Raw genomic sequence first — 16,109 nt, 5'->3', positions numbered from 1 at the left:
ATCCATGCTTCATATTGCACATCAGCCCCGTTTCGGTACCAACTGCGACAGCAGAAACAGCGAAGCGGCGGAGACCACCACCGAAGGACCGGCCGGCGTGTCGTGACTGATAGACAACTGCAGTCCGCCCAGTACCGACAACACCCCCAAACCGATGGCATAGAGGGCCATCTGCTCCGGGGTACGACTGAAGCGCCGGGCGGTGGCGGCCGGAATGATCAATAGCGAAGTGATAATCAGGGCACCGACAAACTTCATCGCCACCGCGATCAGCACGCTGATCATCATCAACAGCAGCAGTTTCAGCGCCTCGACCCGGACCCCTTCAACCCGGGCCAGCTCTTCGCTGACGGTGATCGACAGCAACTGGCTCCAGTAATGGCGCAGCACCAGCAGCAACAGCAAACCGCCCCCATAGATCCAGTACAGATCCGCCGGCTGGATTGCCAGCAGATCACCGAACAGGTAGGACATCAGATCGACCCGCACATTGTCCATGAAGGCCAGGGCCACCAGGCCCAGAGAGAGGGCGGTATGGGCCAGGATGCCGAGCAGGGTGTCATTGGCCAGCCAGCTGGATCTCTGTAGCGCGGCCAGCATCACCCCCAGTACCAGGCAGGCCACCAGCACCGCCAGGGTAAGATCTATCTGTAACAGCAACCCCAACGCGATCCCCAGCAAGGAGGAATGGGCCAGAGTATCACCAAAATAGGCCATCCGCCGCCACACCACGAAACTGCCCAGGGGGCCCGCCAGCACGGCGATCCCTACCCCGGCCAGCAGGCCATACAGCAAAAAACTATCCCACATGGCGTACATCTCCATGGTGTTCATCATCACAATGGTGGTGATGGGTATAAACGGCCAGCTGGGCCAGCTCGGGACGGCCGAACAGGCGGGCAAACTCCGGATGACGGGCTACATGCTCCGGCTCACCATGACAGCAGATATGCTGGTTAAGGCAGATCACCTGATGAGTACTGGCCATCACCAGATGCAAATCATGGGATACCATAAGCACACCGCAGTTGAGCTGGTCGCTGATCTGCTTGATCAGCGCGTACAGTTCGGTCTGGCCATGAACATCCACTCCCTGGGCCGGCTCATCCAGGATCAACAATTCCGGCTCCATCATCAGCGCCCGGGCCAGCAGCACCCGCTGCATTTCTCCCCCCGACAGCGCCTGCATGGCCCGTTCGGCCAGCCGCTCGGCCCCTACCATCGCCAACGCCCGGGCAACCGTAATGCGCCGGCCGTGGGCCAGACTCAGGAAGCGGGCCACCGTTAGCGGCAACACCGGATCCAGATGCAGTTTTTGTGGCACATAACCGATCCGCAACCCCGATTTTCGCCACAGGGCTCCTGTCGTGGCCTCTTTCAGTTTCAGAACCAGTTTGACCAGAGAACTCTTCCCGGCGCCATTCGGCCCCACCAGCGTGAGGATTTCCCCCCGGCGCAAGACAAAGGAAATCCGCTCCAGGATCACTGTGTTGTCGGCCGTCAGACCCACATCGGTCAACTCCAGCAGCTTTGTCATTGGCTCCTGCCTTTACAAAAATGTTTGTTATATTATAACATTGCTAGTTAACCTAACTCCACCATCAATCGAGCGGATCCCGTCAATGAAATTGTTATCTGCCCTGGGACTGGGGCTGGTGCTGAGCACCCCGGCAACGGCCGTAGAAGTACTCACCAGCGTCAAACCCCTGCAATTGATCGCCACCGCCATCACCGACGGGGCCGCAACGACAGAATTGCTGCTCAAGCCGGGTACCTCACCCCATGATTATGCCCTGCGACCATCCGATCTCAGGCGCATCGATCAGGCGGAGCTGGTGGTATGGGTGGGGCCCGAATTGGAGTCGTTTTTAACACCGTTGTTGAGCGACCAGCCCAACAGCCTGCCGCTGCTGGAAAGGTTGCTGCCCCATGAAGCCCACGCTGAGTCCGGTGTCCATGAGGAGCATGCGGACCATGCAGAACATGCGGACCATGCAGACCATGCAGACCATGCAGACCATGCAGACCATGCGGACCATGCGGACCATGCAGACCATGCAGACCATGCAGACCATGCAGACCATGCAGACCATGCAGACCATGCAGACCATGCAGACCATCATAATACGGCCTTGGTCATCGACGAACACGCCGATTCACACCATGACCATAATCACGGCAACCGGGACTCCCATGTCTGGCTGGATCCTAATTATGCCCAACAGATAGCCGAATTGCTGGCCGAGCGGCTAACCGTGCTGGATCCGGCCAATGCCGCCCGCTATCGAGACAATTTGGAACAATTCAAGACAGGCCTTGCTCAAGTCGACCGGGAAATCATGCAGCAACTGGCTCCTGCCAGACACCAGGGTTATTTCGTGTTTCACGACGCCTATGGCTATTGGGAACGCCATTATCAGATCCCCTCCCTCGGCCATTTCACCATCAACCCGGAGCGCTCGCCCGGCGCCAAGACGGTGAGCCGTATCCATAAGGCGCTGAGCGAAGCCAAGGCCCAATGCGTCTTTGCCGAGCCCCAGTTCAGGCCTGCGGTACTGCAGGCGGTGGTGCGCAATACTCCCGCCAGGATAGGCATCCTGGACCCCCTGGCCACCGATATCCAGGTTGACTCTCAAGGGTATTTTTCCTTTATGCGGCAACTGGCCAACAACATGACCGATTGTTTGCTCACTAAATAATAAAAAAAACGGTATACTGGGGAACTCTTTTGGGACTGCCCCAAACTAATCCCAGTCGAGTCGCACTGCGAGTCTACTTCGTTATAAAAAATTGCCGTTTTATCACCTCCAGAAATAGTCAGGAGCATAAAGCAGTTTTTGCATTCATTGTTTAAGACCTACAGGCACAGGTAACCCGGATGAATCCACTCCGACCAATACAGACATTACTGCAGGAAATACCCACCCAATTACCTAAGCGGCACAAGTATGGCCTGGTCTTGTTGAGCGGTTTGACCCTGTCGACGGCGATCATGATGCCCACGCCCAGTGACCTGATCGATCACCCCATCAAGATCAGCCTTCCGGTCAGCCTGAACCTTCCCAAAGAAGCAAAAACCCAGGTCAACAACACCGAATTCTATACCCTCACCCATGATGAAATCGGGCCTGTGGAACCGGTAGACGCGCTTGATACTATAGCGTCAGATGAACCCGAGTGGCAGGAGTACATTGTTCAACCCGGCGATACCCTGAGCAGCATCTTTAACGGTTTGGGGCTGCCCCTGTCGACCATGTACACCCTGCTGGAAGCCGACAAGGCCCGTTCGCTTAACGGTATCAACCCGGGCCAGACCCTGTCTCTGCTGATCGATGGCAACAATCAGTTACAAGAACTGAAAATCAAGCGGGATCTGCTGCATACCCGCATCTTCTCCCTGGTGGGAGACCATTTTGAAAGCACCCTGGAAACCGAAGAAAGCAACTGGGAATCCCGCAGCCTGAGCGGCGTGATCAACGGCAGTTTTTATATCAGCGGCCGTAACGCCGGCCTGTCGGCCACCCAAATCCAGCGGATCGCCAACCTGTTCCAATGGCAGATGAACTTTTCCCGCGACCTGAAACAGGGGGATACCTTCAAGGTGGTGGTTGAACGGGAGTTTGTAAATGGCCAGCGTACCGGCAAATCAGAACTCAAGGCCGCCCAGATCACCAACCAGGGGAAAACCCTGATGGCGTTTCGTCATGAAGACGGTAAATTCTACAATGAAAAGGGTGAAAGCCTGGAACGCGGCTTTCTCCGCACCCCACTGGAGCGCAATGCCAGGATCAGTTCCAATTTCAACCTGACCCGCAAGCACCCGGTCACCGGCCGGGTTCAGCCCCATAACGGCACCGATTTTGCCGTACCGGTCGGCACTCCCGTGATTGCCACCAGTGACGGTGTCGTGGTCAAGGCCACCCGTCATCGCGCGGCGGGTATCTACCTGGTTATCCGCCATGGCCGCCAGTACACCACCCGCTATCTGCATCTGAGCCGCCTGCTGGTCAAAAAAGGCGACAAGGTCAGCCGTGGGCAGCGCATCGCCCTGTCGGGTAACACCGGGCGTTCAACCGGGCCGCACCTGCATTACGAGTTTCATGTCAACAATCGCCCGGTCGATCCCCGTCAGGTCAAGCTGCCGATGGCCGAAGGCCTGAGCGGTAGCGAACGGCAGCAATTCCTGAGTCGGGTCGAGCAGTATAAACGCAGCTTTTCCGGTTAGACGGACACCATGAACCTAAAAAAAGCGCCTCGCGGCGCTTTTTTTATGGTTTGATGTTATGCCTGATGGTATGGCCGGGACAGACGCTGCACCGCCTCGATAAAGGCGCCGGCGTGCTCCGGGTTCACATCCGGGTGAATGCCATGACCCAGGTTAAACACATGGCCCGCCCCCTTGCCGAAACCATCCAGTATACCAGCCACTTCCTGCTCGATGCGGGGGATCGGCGCATAGAGCATGGACGGATCCATATTACCCTGCAGCGCCACCCTGTCACCGACCCGCCGCTTGGCGTCGGCAATATTGATGGTCCAGTCCAGCCCGACGGCATCACAGCCGGTGGCCGCGATGGCCTCCAGCCACTGGCCGCCATTCTTGGTAAACAGGGTTACCGGTACCCGGCGACCTTCATTTTCCCGTACCAGGCCATCGACGATTTTGGCCATATATTGCAGCGAGAAATCCTGGTAGTCGCGGGGGGTCAGCACGCCGCCCCAGGTATCAAACACCATCAACGACTGGGCACCGGCGGCCACCTGGGCATTGAGATAGGCAATCACGCTGTCGGCCAGCTTGTCGAGCAGCAAGTGCAGGGCTGCCGGCTCCGCATACATCATCTTCTTGATCCTGGTAAATGCCTTGCTGCTGCCGCCTTCCACCATGTAGGTCGCCAGGGTCCAGGGACTGCCGGAGAAACCGATCAGCGGCACTTCGCCCTGCAATTCCCGGCGTATGGTACGCACCGCATTCATCACATAAGCCAGTTCACCTTCCGGATCCGGCACCCCCAGCTTCTGCACGTCCGCCATGGAGCTGATCGGCCGTTCGAAGCGGGGACCCTCGCCGGTTTCAAAATACAGCCCCAGGCCCATGGCATCGGGGATAGTCAGGATATCGGAAAACAGGATGGCTGCATCCAGGGGAAAACGACGCAGCGGCTGCAGGGTCACCTCACAGGCCAGCTCGGCATTTTTGCACAAGGACATAAAGTCGCCGGCCTGAGCCCGGGTCGCCTTGTATTCAGGCAGATAACGTCCCGCCTGGCGCATCATCCATACCGGCGTCTGATCCACCGGCTGACGTAAAAGGGCTCGTAGATAGCGATCGTTTTTTAATGTATTCATCCTGTCTTCCCGGATCAGGTGGCAAATTGGCGTTATTCTATCACCAGAGCCCGATGATATGAAAAACTAAACCAGAAAACAGGATACCAGTTATCAGTAACATAAAAGCAACAAATAATAGCGAATTGACTCCCAACTTGTGAGTCTGGCTATTGACCAGGGAGGAAGTTTTCTTTACTTATAATATCTATATCGCTGTGCTTCGTCCGGGCAGCTCATGGAGGAAATCATGCTAAGGAAAATAGAAAAAACAAGAGAGCAGTGGGCGGGTAAACATCAGGCCCTGGACTCTTTTCTGAATGCGCGCCAGAACCTGTTGGTCGACTATATTCACCTTTCTGACAGGCACAAAAGCCTCCCCTCCCAGGAAGAGCTGCAGGAGTTCTGTGGTCAGTTGGTTGACTATGTCTCTGCCGGCCATTTCGAAATTTACGATTATGTGCTCGCCGCCTACGAGGCCGCCCAGGGAGACGCGCGGCTGATAGCCGAACGCATCTATCCCAGCATCAAGGAAAACACCGAAGAAGCGCTGTATTTCCACGACAAATATGCCGAAGCCGCCGATGATGAAACGCTTATGGAGCTGGATCAGGATCTGAACCGGCTGGGCGAGGTGCTGGAAGAACGGTTCGAGCTGGAAGACAAGATGGTGTCGGCGCTGAACCTGCTGGCCAGGCTGGATAACCAGCAACCGGCCTGAACATTGGGGGGACCCCCACTATTTACAAGGCAGCCAGGGCCTCGTCCAGCTTCTTCACCGCAATCACCTCCATTCCTTCCGGGGGATGCTTGGGCCTGTTGGCCCAGGGCACGATGGCACGGGTAAAGCCGTGCTTGGCCGCTTCCATCAACCGCTCCTGGCCCGAGGCCACCGGCCGGATTTCACCGGACAGCCCCACCTCGCCGAACACCACCAGTTCCTTGGGCAGTGGCTTGTCACGGAAGCTGGAAACCAGAGACAGCAGCAGCGCCAGATCCGCGCCCGTGTCTTCCACCCGGACCCCGCCCACCACATTGACAAACACATCCTGATCCGCCATCTGCAAGCCGCCATGCCGATGCAGCACCGCCAGCAGCAACGCCAGCCGGTTATGCTCCAACCCCACCGTTACCCGCCTGGGGTTGGCCAGCTGGGAATAATCCACCAGCGCCTGCAGCTCAACCAGCAGCGGCCGGGTGCCTTCCCAGATCACCATCACCACCGAGCCCGTGCCCTGCTCCTCGCCCCGGCTGAGGAAGATGGCCGAAGGATTGCTGACCTCTTTCATCCCCGCTTCAGTCATGGCGAATACCCCCAGCTCGTTGACCGCACCGAAGCGATTTTTGTGGCTGCGCAGGGTACGAAACCGGCTGTCATTACCGCCATCGAGCAGCACCGAGCAGTCGATGCAGTGTTCCAGCACCTTGGGTCCCGCCAGGGAGCCGTCCTTGGTGACATGGCCGACCATCAGGATCACCACGCCCTGCTGTTTGGCAAAACGGGTCAGCTGGGCTGCGGCTTCCCGCACCTGGGACACAGAGCCCGGCGCCGACTGCACGTCACTTACATGCATTACCTGAATTGAGTCTATCACCATCACCGCCGGCCGCTCTTCACGCGCGATATGGCAGATTTGCTCGACACTGGTTTCCGACAGCATGCGCAGCTGATCATTGGGCAGCCCCAGGCGCTGGGCGCGCATGGCCACCTGCTGCAGCGACTCTTCGCCGGTGACATAGAGGGTTTTCATGCGGCGAGCCAGGCCGCACATCACCTGCAACAGCAGGGTACTCTTGCCCGCCCCCGGATTGCCCCCGATCAGGATTGCCGAGCCGGGCACCAGTCCTCCGCCCAGCACCCGATCCAGTTCCTTGAAACCGCTGGGAAGCCGGGGAATGTCGGTCAGGGCTATCTCGCTGAGCACCTGAACCTGATTGTCCTGTGCCCCCGCGTAACCGGAAAAACGGCTGTTGCGGGGACCGGTGGCCGGTGCCAGGCGAATTTCACTGATGGTGTTCCATTCCTTGCATTCGGCGCATTGCCCCTGCCAGCGGGGAAACTCGGCGCCGCATTCATTGCAGACGTAGGCGGTTTTGGTCTTGGCCATAGCGTAATCGGTATCCGGTTATAAATAGTATGCCTGACAGGCAAATAACTGGGTTTAAGCATGCTACAGCGGTCAGGTCCGAGTACAGACACGCCCTAGCCCCTCTCCGCCACGGCACTGACCGCTGTATCTAGTGGTGCACTATTGATGTCGGTTATTTAAGGAAGGCGTTGGCCTGCAGCAGGCACAAGACTCCTTCCAGGCTCAGGTGGTTGAGGCACACAGGTGCCTTTTCCCGTACCAGCGGCTTGGCGTGCAGAGCCACCCCCAGCCCTGCATGGCCGAGCATAGCCAGATCATTGGCACCGTCGCCGATCGCTACCGTCTGGCTCATGGGCAGGCCATACTCATGGGCCAGATCCACCAGGATATTAGCCTTGGCATCTGCGTCCACTATGGCCCCCAGCACCTCGCCGGTCAGCTTGCCATCGCGCACCTCCAGGGTGTTGGCGAACACGGCGTCAAGTCCCAGCCGTTGCTGCAGATGGCAGGCAAAAGCGGTAAAACCTCCGGAGGCGATAGCCACCTTCCAGCCCATCTCCTGCAGGCCGGTCACCAGGGTAGTCAGCCCTGGCATCAGCGGCATATCAGCGATAACCTGTTCGATAATACTCGCATCGGCACCGGCCAACGCCTTGACCCGTCGGCGCAGGCTTTCGGAAAACGGCAGGGAGCCTTCCATCGCCGCGCGGGTGATGGCGGCCACCTGCTCACCAACCCCGGCCAGCTTGGCGATTTCATCGATGCATTCAATTTGAATGGCGGTGGAATCCATGTCCATCAGCACCAGCCCGGGCTGATGGCTGTCCGGCAGGGTCGGCAGGCAGGCCAGGTCCCATTCGCCGGCCACCGCCTCCAGCTCGAACTTGAGTCCGGGATGCCAATGGGACAGGCGCAGGCTGACCAGCTCCCGCTCCGCCACCCGCTTGATGCCGACCAGCTCTGCTTCTATCTCCAGCCCATCCAGGATCTCCAGGCTGGCGTGCAGCGCTGTCTTGGTCAATCGCTCGGCCAGCAACACCAGCATGGCTTCGCTCTGCTCCAGCCGCCCCAGGCTCAGGTGCTGGGGGTGGCACAAATAGTGGCCGTCATTGAGGATAAGAGGCCAATCCAGGAGCCGTTCGGGTAATGTATCCATTGGCAACGCCACGTGTATGTCCTTCGTTTATGCAAATCGGGGGCATCAGGGTAGCGTATTGCTTTTTCTCCAGGCAAGGGACAATATGGGCCCTCTTCATCAAAAAACACCCGTTATGCCTCGCTACCTGCTTATCCTTTTGTTATCACTGGCCATTGTGCTGTCTGCCGGCTGGCATCTGACGCGCTTGTCTGAAACGAGACAAGCCTGGCTATTGCAGCCCCAGCGCCAACTGGCCGATACCCTCACCGACTATGCGCAAGCCCAGGCAATTCGCGCGCTGCAAGCCGAAGACAGTGAACTACAGCAACAACTGGTGGACGAGTTGGTGACGGCCCGGCTGATCCTGGCGGCCCGGCTGTATGACGGTCAGGGTCGGGTATTGGCCCAGGCCGATACCCGACACATCCGGGACGAGGAAGACGGGGAAGAAGGCAGCGCCTATGTTCGTCCCCTTTATCTGGAAGACAGGCCGCTGGGATTTTTGCGCTTGACCCTGGCCAGACAACATATCCTCCGGCAGCATCAGCAATTATTGCAGCAGCTGGAGCTGAGCCTGCGCTGGCTGCTGCCGCTCACTACCGCCGCCGGCGCCCTGCTCTGGATCCTGCTGAGCAGATTGCGCCGACGGGCAGCGACTTAGTCGCCCAGCAACACCGACTCCAGCGCCACTGTTATCATGTCGTTGAAGCTGGTCTGGCGTTCATCGGCACTCAGTGCTTCGTGACGCAGTATATGATCGGAAACGGTGCAGATGGTCAGGGCGCGGGCCCCGAACTCCGCCGCCACTCCGTACAGACCGGCAGCTTCCATCTCCACACCCAAGATGCCGTACTGTTTCATCAGCTGAAACAACTCGGGTTGGGGTGAGTAAAACAGGTCGGCGGAGAACAGGTTGCCGACCTTGAGCGCCACCCCTTTGGCCTTGGCAGCGGTCACCGCGTTGGCAACCAGCCCGAAGTCGGCGATGGCGGCAAAATCATGGTCCTTGAACCGGCTGCGATTGACCTTGGAATCGGTGCTGGCACCCATGCCGATCACCACATCCATCAAGTTGACGTCATCACGCACCGCACCGCAGGAGCCGACCCGGATCAGGGTGTTTACACCGAACTCGGTGATCAGCTCCTTGGCATAGATGGACACCGAGGGGATGCCCATGCCGTGGCCCATCACCGAGACTGCCCGCCCCTGGTAGTTGCCGGTAAAGCCCAGCATATTGCGCACCTTGTTGACTTCCCTGACATCAGTCAGAAAATTATCGGCAATATATTGGGCCCTCAGCGGATCGCCGGGCATGATGACGGTATCGGCGAAATCGCCGCGGGCGGCATTGATATGGGGTGTAGCCATAAAATTCCTCGTTAATCTTTTATAAAATAGTTAGATAGACCGGCAGGGGCTGAGCTCCAGAGGCTGGTCAGCCACCATCCATGCTTACAAAAACGACGTGCCGTAATCCATCGGACTGGTACCAAAATAGGCGGCCAGGGTCTGGCCGATGTCGGCGAAGGTGTCACGTCCGCCCAGCGATCCGGGCTTGAGGCCGCCGCCGATGCAAATCACCGGGATATGCTCACGGGTATGATCGGTGCCGGTCCAGCTGGGGTCACAACCGTGATCGGCGGTCATGATCAGCAAATCATCCGGCTGCATGATTGCCAGCAGCTCGGGCAAGCGGCGGTCGAAGGCTTCAAGTTCGGCGGCATAGCCGGTGATGTTGCGGCGATGGCCGTAGCTGGAGTCGAAGTCAACGAAGTTGGTCATCACCAGGGTATCATCCCCCGCCCGCTTGACTTCATCCAGGGTGGCATCGAACAAGGCGTCCATTCCCGTGGCCTTGACCTTGCGGGTAATGCCAAGGTGGGCATAGATGTCGGCAATTTTACCGATGGACACCACATCGCCGCCTTTTTCATCCACCAGCTTCTGCAACAAGGTTGGTGCCGGCGGTGCTATGCTGTAATCGCGCCGGTTGCCGGTGCGTTCGAAATCGGCGGCGCTCTCCCCCGTAAAGGGTCGGGCGATCACCCGGCCTATGTTATAGGGCATCAGGGCTTCCCGGGCTACCTCACACAACTGGTACAGACGCTCCAGGCCGTAGCTCTGTTCATGGCAGGCAATCTGAAACACCGAGTCGGCCGACGTGTAGCAAATCGGTTTGCCGGTTTTGATATGCTCTTCGCCCAGCTGTTCGAGTATGGTGGTACCGGAGGCATGGCAGTTACCCAGTATGCCCGGTAACCGGGCGCGGTCGATCAACTCCTCGAGCAAGGCCGGCGGGAAGCTGTCGCGTTCATCCTGGAAATAGCCCCAGTCAAACAATACGGGCACACCGGCGATCTCCCAATGGCCGGACGGGGTATCCTTGCCGGAAGAAAGCTCACGGGCATAACCGTAGCTGCCGGTTATCCGTTCCGGCAGGGTGACCCCTTCGGCAAACCGGCCGGTGCTTTCCCGGTGGGCATGGAATAGCCCCAGCCGACCCAGGTTGGGCAGCTGGAGCGGTCCCCGACGGCCGTTATCGGCCTGGCCGCGGGCACAGGCTTCGGCGATATGCCCCAGGGTATCGGCCCCCTCGTCGCCGAATTTGGCGGCGTCGGCAGCGGCGCCGATGCCGAAAGAGTCAAGCACCAATACGATTGCGCGTTTCATTTTTCCCCCTTGGGTCGGATCACATCGTAGATCATCCTGGGGGCATCTTCTTTTTCCCCCACTGTGATGGCGGCACGCAGCTGCCGGGCGGCAACCTCATAATCCTCTGCGCTGCGGGCATGAATAAAGGCCAGCGGGGTCTGGGTATCGAGCCGGTCACCTATACCAACTACTCGTGTGAGACCCACACTGTGATCGATTTTATCCTCGGGCCGGCGGCGCCCACCGCCCAGCTCAACGACAGCCATGCCGACGGCGCGTGTATCCATGTCGGATACATAACCTTCCCGCTCCGGATACACGGGGCGGATAACTGCCGCCTCGGGCAGATAGCGGTCGGCATTGTCGAGGATGTCGCTCGGCCCCCCCAGGCTGGCGACCATCCGCTCAAAGCGTTCCGCCGCCTGGCCCGAACTCAGGGCACCGTAGAGCTTGCCTCTGGCCTCCTGCTCGTCTCCGGCCAGTTTGCCCGCCAACAGCATTTCTATCGCCAGGGCCTCGGACACCTCAAACAATCGGCCGGTGCGGATGTCACCCTTGAGCATGGCGATGGCTTCGACCACTTCCACCGCGTTACCGGCACTGGTGGCCAGTACCTGGTTCATGTCGGTGAGCAGTGCCCGGGTCGGAGTGCCGGCACCATTGGCTACCGTGACTATGGCCTCGGCCAGCTCCCTGGAAGCAGAGGCATTGGGCATAAAGGCACCCGACCCCAGCTTCACGTCCATCACCAGGGCATCCAGGCCACAAGCCAATTTCTTGCCGAGGATGGAGGCGACGATCAGCGGGATGGATTCGATGGTAGCGGTTACGTCGCGCACGCTGTACAACCGTTTGTCGGCGGTCGCCAGGCTGCCGGTCTGGCCGATGATGGCCACGCCCACCTCCTTGACCAGGCGGCGGAAATCGGCATTGGACGGGGTGATATTATAGCCGGGAATCGCCTCGAGCTTGTCCAGGGTGCCCCCGGTATGTCCCAGGCCTCGTCCGGAAATCATCGGCACATGGGCACCACAGGCAGCGACCCAGGGGCCCAGTACCAGCGATACCAGGTCCCCCACTCCGCCGGTGGAGTGCTTGTCGAGCACGGGGCCGTGCAGGTCCATCTCGGACCAATTCAGCACATCGCCCGAGTCCCGTATGGCCAGGGTCAGGGCGATACGCTCCCGATCCCGCATATCGTTCAGGTACACCGCCATGGCAAAGGCGGCTATCTGGCCTTCGCTGATACTGCCGTCACCGATACCCTGGACGAAGCAGGCAATCTCTTCCGGGCTGAGCTCCAGGCCGTCTCGCTTGTGACGGATAATTTCCTGGGGCAGCATCAGTACCCTCCCTCCGACGCGTTCTTGTCGCCAACGCCCAGGGTATGCAACAGGCTGGCCAGTAGGCTGGAGGCACCGAAGCGAAAGTGCCGGGAGTTCGCCCAGCCAGCCCCCATGATCTGTTCGGCCAGCCGCAGATAGTCCTGCGCCTCTTCGGCACTACGCACACCGCCGGCGGGCTTGAAACCTATGTCTCTGCCCGCATCACGGATCACCCGCAGCATGATGTCGGCGGCTTCCAGGGTGGCATTGACCGGCACCTTGCCGGTGGAGGTCTTGATAAAATCGGCGCCCCCCTCGATAGCCAGCTCGGAGGCGCGCTTGATAAGCGCCGGCGTCTTCAGCTCACCGCTCTCGATAATCACCTTCAGCAATGCCTCGCCGCAGGCGGCCTTGCAGGCCCTGACCAGCTCAGCGCCCACGCCCTCGTTACCGGCCAGCAACGCATGATAGGGAAATACCACGTCGACCTCATCGGCGCCGCAGGCCACGGCGGCACGGGTTTCGGCCACGGCTGATTCGATATCATCGTTGCCGTGGGGAAAGTTGGTCACGGTGGCGATCCTTACTTCGCCTTCCACCCCCAGCTCACGCAGGGCCTGGCGGGCAACGGGAATAAAACGCGGGTAGATACAGATGGCGGCGGTGTTGCCGACGGGCGTCACCGCCTGCCGGCACAGCTCAACAACCCGGGCATCGGTGTCGTTGTCGTTGAGGGTGGTCAGATCCATCAGGCCCAGGGCCTGGCGGGCGACGGCTTGTATATCTGTCATATGTTTCTCCAGTCTTCACTATCAGGTTATCAGCGAACGGACTTGGTTCCTTGAAGAGATGATTAATTCCATTTAACCGCAAATGTAGGCGTATATACTGCCAATGGCAGCTTACCGACGCATACCCAGGAGTACTTGAATCAACGCCGGTAATAAGGAGCTGTGATAGGGATTAGCTCAATCGACCCGCTGCGCCAGGGCCGGAAAATGCTCCAGCCGTTCCGGCATTCCCGCCATTCATGGCAGACAGTGGCGCAGCGGAGCCCCCATGGGGCAGCTTGCTACCTGCACCGAGCAGAGTGACGGACCGAACATCCGGTGAATGTTCGCAGCTGTCAACCTGCGAAGGCGGCCTTAGACCATGACGTGTCGAAGGGGCTAACCCGTTTACTGCTCATCAACCTGCATGAACAAGTCACTCTTTCAGTTTACAGGGCCCCCAGCGCCAGGAAGAAACCGGCGATGGTGGCGGACATCAGGTTGGACAGGGTGCCGGCCAGCACCGCCTTCAGGCCGAAACGGGCGATATCGTGACGGCGATTCGGCGCCATGCCGCCCAGGCCGCCGAGCAGGATGGCCACCGATGACAGGTTGGCGAAACCGCACAGGGCAAAGGAGATAATCGCCTTGGTGTGATCGGACATGGCCAAACCTGTGCCTTCGATTAGCAATTCGTCGGTCAGGTAAGGCGCGAAGTTGATATAGGCGACGAACTCGTTGACCACCAGCTTCTGGCCGATAAAGGAGCCGGCGATGGTGGCCTCTTCCCATGGCACTCCCAGCAGGAAGGCCAGCGGCGCAAACAACCAGCCGAGCAGCAGCTCCAGGCTCAGGTTGTCCATGCCGAACCAGTCGCCCACTCCGCCCAGCATGCCGTTGATCAGTGCAATCAGGCCGATAAAGGCCAACAGCATGGCGCCCACATTCAGCGCCAACATCATTCCGGAGGTGGCGCCGGCAGCAGCGGCATCGATCACATTGGCGGGACGTTCTTCGGCCGGGATATCCGCGTTGATATTCACTTCATCCACATCGACACTTTCGGTTTCCGGCATGATCAGCTTGGCAAACAGCAGGCCGCCTGGCGCAGCCATGAAGGAGGCCGCGATCAGGTATTCCATGGGCACCCCCAACGAGGCATAACCGGCCAGTACGGAACCGGCGACCGAGGCCAGACCGCCACACATCACCGCGAACAGCTCGGAGTTGGTCATCCTGCCGATAAAGGGCCTAACCACCAGCGGCGCCTCTGTCTGGCCCACAAAGATATTGGCGGTTGCCGACATGGACTCAGTGCGTGAGGTGCCCAGCACTTTCTGCAAGGCGCCCCCGAGGATACGGATGATCCACTGCATGATGCCCAGGTAGTAAAGCACGGCGATCAGGGAAGAGAAGAACACTATGATGGGCAATACCTTGAGGGCGAAAATAAAGCCCAGGCCGCTCGCAAAGGCCGCATCGCCGACCAGCCCACCAAACAGGAAGCCCATGCCGTCCTGGGCATAGGCGATGACCTGGGACACGCCACCGGAGATGGCCTGCAGTATGTCTTTACCCACAGGGACATAGAGTACGAAGGCACCCAGCCCCGCCTGGATGGCAAAGGCCCCCCCCACGGTTCGCAAGCGGATGGCCCTGCGATTGTTGGAGAACAATACGGCGATTAGCACAAGCGTCGCCATCCCGACCAGACTCATGATCAATGTCATCTGATTCCTTCCTCTTGTAATGAGCGGTTACGGAACAGGCGGACAGCCTGCCATCAAGGTTGGGCATTATACGTATTGCCTTACCACTGAGTAGTAAGCATGCGGCAATCGGCGCTGATTTTGCGGAGAAAATATCAAATATTAGAACGAAAACGTTTTTATAACAGGCGCTATCAGGCCGGCAAGGCGAACAGCCTGCTGACATTTTCCTCTGTTGCTGCTCCGATCGAATCCTCACACTCGCCCCTGAGTATAGCCAGGGTTGCGAGGATGTTGGTCACCCGTTCGGGTTCATTGCGTTGGCCCTGGAAGCCGTACAGGGGCATGTCCGGGGCATCGGTTTCCAGCACCAGGGCGTCGAGCGGCACCCGGGCCATTACCTGGCGGGTCTTGGCAGCCCGCTCATAGGTGATCACGCCACTGACCCCCAGCTTGAAGCCCAACGCGATATAAGCCTCGGCCTGCTGCAGTGAACCTGAAAAGCTATGGATAACGCCACCAGGGGGACGGAAACGACGCAGCTGCTTGAGAATGGGCTCATGGGTCTGGCGGGCATGGAGGATCACCGGCAGCCCATGGTCCGCAGCCAGGCGCAGTTGATCCTGGAAAAAATCCTGCTGTTGGGTCATCGGCAGATCGACGGCGGCATCCAGGCCGATTTCCCCCACCGCCACCAGCTTGGCCGGCCGCTGCTCAAGCCGCTCCGCCAGCTGTTGCCGCCAGTCGGCCGGCTCGTCGTGGAGAAACCAGGGATGAACGCCGACGGCATAGAAGATGCCGGGATAGAGGCTCGCCAGGGCGTGCAGCTTGGGCCAGCGATGGGATTCGGTACCCGGAATGACAATCCGCTGCACGCCTTTGGCGGCCGCGTTCCGGATCACCCTATCCCGATCCGGGTCGAAGCGATCAAAATCCAGGTGGCAGTGGCTGTCGGTCAGTATCATTCGGGCTCCTTTCGGCGCGGAGTACAGGCACGCTGGTATTCCGGCAGCAGGCCCCACTCCCGGCACCAGGCATCATAACGAGCCAACCAACGGCGGATCCATTTCATCGGTACCTCCTCCCTCAGTGTA

The 16,109-nt window shown here is 59.2% G+C and carries 16 protein-coding genes; 4 read left to right on the top strand and 12 right to left on the bottom strand.

Going from position 1 to position 16,109, the window contains the following annotated elements:
• Positions 1-21 precede the first annotated feature (21 nt).
• Both znuB and znuC read right to left on the bottom strand, forming a co-directional pair.
• A complete protein-coding gene (gene znuB / locus DCS96_RS16900; RefSeq protein WP_116475586.1) occupies positions 22-810 on the bottom strand; it encodes a zinc ABC transporter permease subunit ZnuB in 789 nt (262 codons plus the stop codon).
• A complete protein-coding gene (gene znuC, locus DCS96_RS16895) occupies positions 800-1,537 on the bottom strand; it encodes a zinc ABC transporter ATP-binding protein ZnuC (RefSeq protein WP_116475585.1) in 738 nt (245 codons plus the stop codon). Before znuC ends, znuB begins: the two co-directional genes overlap by 11 nt.
• Before the next feature lie 85 nt (positions 1,538-1,622).
• Here znuC and DCS96_RS16890 point away from each other — a divergent pair, with 85 nt between their 5' ends.
• A complete protein-coding gene (locus DCS96_RS16890) occupies positions 1,623-2,699 on the top strand; it encodes a zinc ABC transporter substrate-binding protein ZnuA (protein WP_116475584.1) in 1,077 nt (358 codons plus the stop codon).
• 179 nt (positions 2,700-2,878) lie between these two features.
• Complete coding sequence (gene mepM, locus DCS96_RS16885) at positions 2,879-4,225, top strand: murein DD-endopeptidase MepM (protein ID WP_116475583.1); 1,347 nt, start codon at positions 2,879-2,881, stop codon at positions 4,223-4,225.
• A gap of 56 nt (positions 4,226-4,281) precedes the next feature.
• On the opposite strand, the gene hemE is transcribed toward mepM, so the two are convergent.
• Positions 4,282-5,349, bottom strand: a complete 1,068-nt coding sequence (gene hemE, locus DCS96_RS16880; protein ID WP_116475582.1) for a uroporphyrinogen decarboxylase — start codon at positions 5,347-5,349, stop codon at positions 4,282-4,284.
• Between the two features lie 229 nt (positions 5,350-5,578).
• Here hemE and rsd point away from each other — a divergent pair, with 229 nt between their 5' ends.
• Positions 5,579-6,049: a sigma D regulator gene (gene rsd, locus DCS96_RS16875; protein WP_116475581.1), complete on the top strand. Its 471-nt coding sequence runs from the start codon at positions 5,579-5,581 to the stop codon at positions 6,047-6,049.
• Positions 6,050-6,071: 22 nt separating this feature from the next.
• Here the strand turns inward: rsd and radA are convergent, their stop codons facing one another.
• Both radA and serB read right to left on the bottom strand, forming a co-directional pair.
• A complete protein-coding gene (gene radA / locus DCS96_RS16870) occupies positions 6,072-7,436 on the bottom strand; it encodes a DNA repair protein RadA (RefSeq protein WP_116475580.1) in 1,365 nt (454 codons plus the stop codon).
• Between the two features lie 154 nt (positions 7,437-7,590).
• Complete coding sequence (serB, locus tag DCS96_RS16865) at positions 7,591-8,580, bottom strand: phosphoserine phosphatase SerB (RefSeq protein ID WP_408646016.1); 990 nt, start codon at positions 8,578-8,580, stop codon at positions 7,591-7,593.
• A gap of 79 nt (positions 8,581-8,659) precedes the next feature.
• Between serB and DCS96_RS16860 the strand changes: the two genes are divergently transcribed.
• Positions 8,660-9,217, top strand: a complete 558-nt coding sequence (locus DCS96_RS16860; protein WP_157953651.1) for an AhpA/YtjB family protein — start codon at positions 8,660-8,662, stop codon at positions 9,215-9,217.
• Here the strand turns inward: DCS96_RS16860 and deoD are convergent.
• The 7 genes from deoD to DCS96_RS18900 all read right to left on the bottom strand — a co-directional run bounded on the left by deoD (position 9,214) and on the right by DCS96_RS18900 (position 16,087).
• Positions 9,214-9,927: a purine-nucleoside phosphorylase gene (deoD, locus tag DCS96_RS16855; protein WP_116475577.1), complete on the bottom strand. Its 714-nt coding sequence runs from the start codon at positions 9,925-9,927 to the stop codon at positions 9,214-9,216. The genes DCS96_RS16860 and deoD overlap by 4 nt on opposite strands.
• Positions 9,928-10,011: 84 nt before the next feature.
• The gene (locus DCS96_RS16850; RefSeq protein ID WP_116475576.1) at positions 10,012-11,229 is read right to left on the bottom strand and encodes a phosphopentomutase; all 1,218 of its coding nucleotides are present in this window, start codon (positions 11,227-11,229) and stop codon (positions 10,012-10,014) included.
• Positions 11,226-12,554 (bottom strand): thymidine phosphorylase, encoded by a 1,329-nt coding sequence (gene deoA, locus DCS96_RS16845; protein WP_116475575.1) that lies wholly within the window; start codon positions 12,552-12,554, stop codon positions 11,226-11,228. The genes DCS96_RS16850 and deoA overlap by 4 nt, the downstream gene beginning before the upstream one ends.
• The gene (gene deoC / locus DCS96_RS16840; RefSeq protein ID WP_116475574.1) at positions 12,554-13,327 is read right to left on the bottom strand and encodes a deoxyribose-phosphate aldolase; all 774 of its coding nucleotides are present in this window, start codon (positions 13,325-13,327) and stop codon (positions 12,554-12,556) included. Before deoC ends, deoA begins: the two co-directional genes overlap by 1 nt.
• A 428-nt stretch (positions 13,328-13,755) precedes the next feature.
• Positions 13,756-15,036, bottom strand: coding sequence for a NupC/NupG family nucleoside CNT transporter (locus DCS96_RS16835; protein ID WP_116475573.1), 1,281 nt, complete (start codon positions 15,034-15,036; stop codon positions 13,756-13,758).
• Between the two features lie 173 nt (positions 15,037-15,209).
• Positions 15,210-15,980, bottom strand: a complete 771-nt coding sequence (locus tag DCS96_RS16830) for a TatD family hydrolase (RefSeq protein ID WP_116475572.1) — start codon at positions 15,978-15,980, stop codon at positions 15,210-15,212.
• Complete coding sequence (locus DCS96_RS18900) at positions 15,977-16,087, bottom strand: DUF5363 domain-containing protein (protein ID WP_232818310.1); 111 nt, start codon at positions 16,085-16,087, stop codon at positions 15,977-15,979. Before DCS96_RS18900 ends, DCS96_RS16830 begins: the two co-directional genes overlap by 4 nt.
• Positions 16,088-16,109 lie beyond the last annotated feature (22 nt).

The organism is Zobellella maritima (genome assembly GCF_003075035.1).
Classification (GTDB): domain Bacteria; phylum Pseudomonadota; class Gammaproteobacteria; order Enterobacterales; family Aeromonadaceae; genus Oceanimonas; species Oceanimonas maritima.
This window is presented reverse-complemented; position numbering and strand designations above follow the sequence as displayed.

Excerpts from the sequence above, each read along its gene's own strand:
- znuB (WP_116475586.1), bottom strand. The coding sequence starts at position 810 with ATGTGGGATAGTTTTTTGCTGTATGGCCTGCTGGCCGGGGTAGGGATC.
- znuC (WP_116475585.1), bottom strand. The coding sequence starts at position 1,537 with ATGACAAAGCTGCTGGAGTTGACCGATGTGGGTCTGACGGCCGACAAC.
- DCS96_RS16890 (WP_116475584.1), top strand. The coding sequence starts at position 1,623 with ATGAAATTGTTATCTGCCCTGGGACTGGGGCTGGTGCTGAGCACCCCG.
- mepM (WP_116475583.1), top strand. The coding sequence starts at position 2,879 with ATGAATCCACTCCGACCAATACAGACATTACTGCAGGAAATACCCACC.
- hemE (WP_116475582.1), bottom strand. The coding sequence starts at position 5,349 with ATGAATACATTAAAAAACGATCGCTATCTACGAGCCCTTTTACGTCAG.
- rsd (WP_116475581.1), top strand. The coding sequence starts at position 5,579 with ATGCTAAGGAAAATAGAAAAAACAAGAGAGCAGTGGGCGGGTAAACAT.
- radA (WP_116475580.1), bottom strand. The coding sequence starts at position 7,436 with ATGGCCAAGACCAAAACCGCCTACGTCTGCAATGAATGCGGCGCCGAG.
- DCS96_RS16860 (WP_157953651.1), top strand. The coding sequence starts at position 8,660 with ATGGGCCCTCTTCATCAAAAAACACCCGTTATGCCTCGCTACCTGCTT.
- deoD (WP_116475577.1), bottom strand. The coding sequence starts at position 9,927 with ATGGCTACACCCCATATCAATGCCGCCCGCGGCGATTTCGCCGATACC.
- DCS96_RS16850 (WP_116475576.1), bottom strand. The coding sequence starts at position 11,229 with ATGAAACGCGCAATCGTATTGGTGCTTGACTCTTTCGGCATCGGCGCC.
- deoA (WP_116475575.1), bottom strand. The coding sequence starts at position 12,554 with ATGCTGCCCCAGGAAATTATCCGTCACAAGCGAGACGGCCTGGAGCTC.
- deoC (WP_116475574.1), bottom strand. The coding sequence starts at position 13,327 with ATGACAGATATACAAGCCGTCGCCCGCCAGGCCCTGGGCCTGATGGAT.
- DCS96_RS16835 (WP_116475573.1), bottom strand. The coding sequence starts at position 15,036 with ATGACATTGATCATGAGTCTGGTCGGGATGGCGACGCTTGTGCTAATC.
- DCS96_RS16830 (WP_116475572.1), bottom strand. The coding sequence starts at position 15,980 with ATGATACTGACCGACAGCCACTGCCACCTGGATTTTGATCGCTTCGAC.
- DCS96_RS18900 (WP_232818310.1), bottom strand. The coding sequence starts at position 16,087 with ATGAAATGGATCCGCCGTTGGTTGGCTCGTTATGATGCCTGGTGCCGG.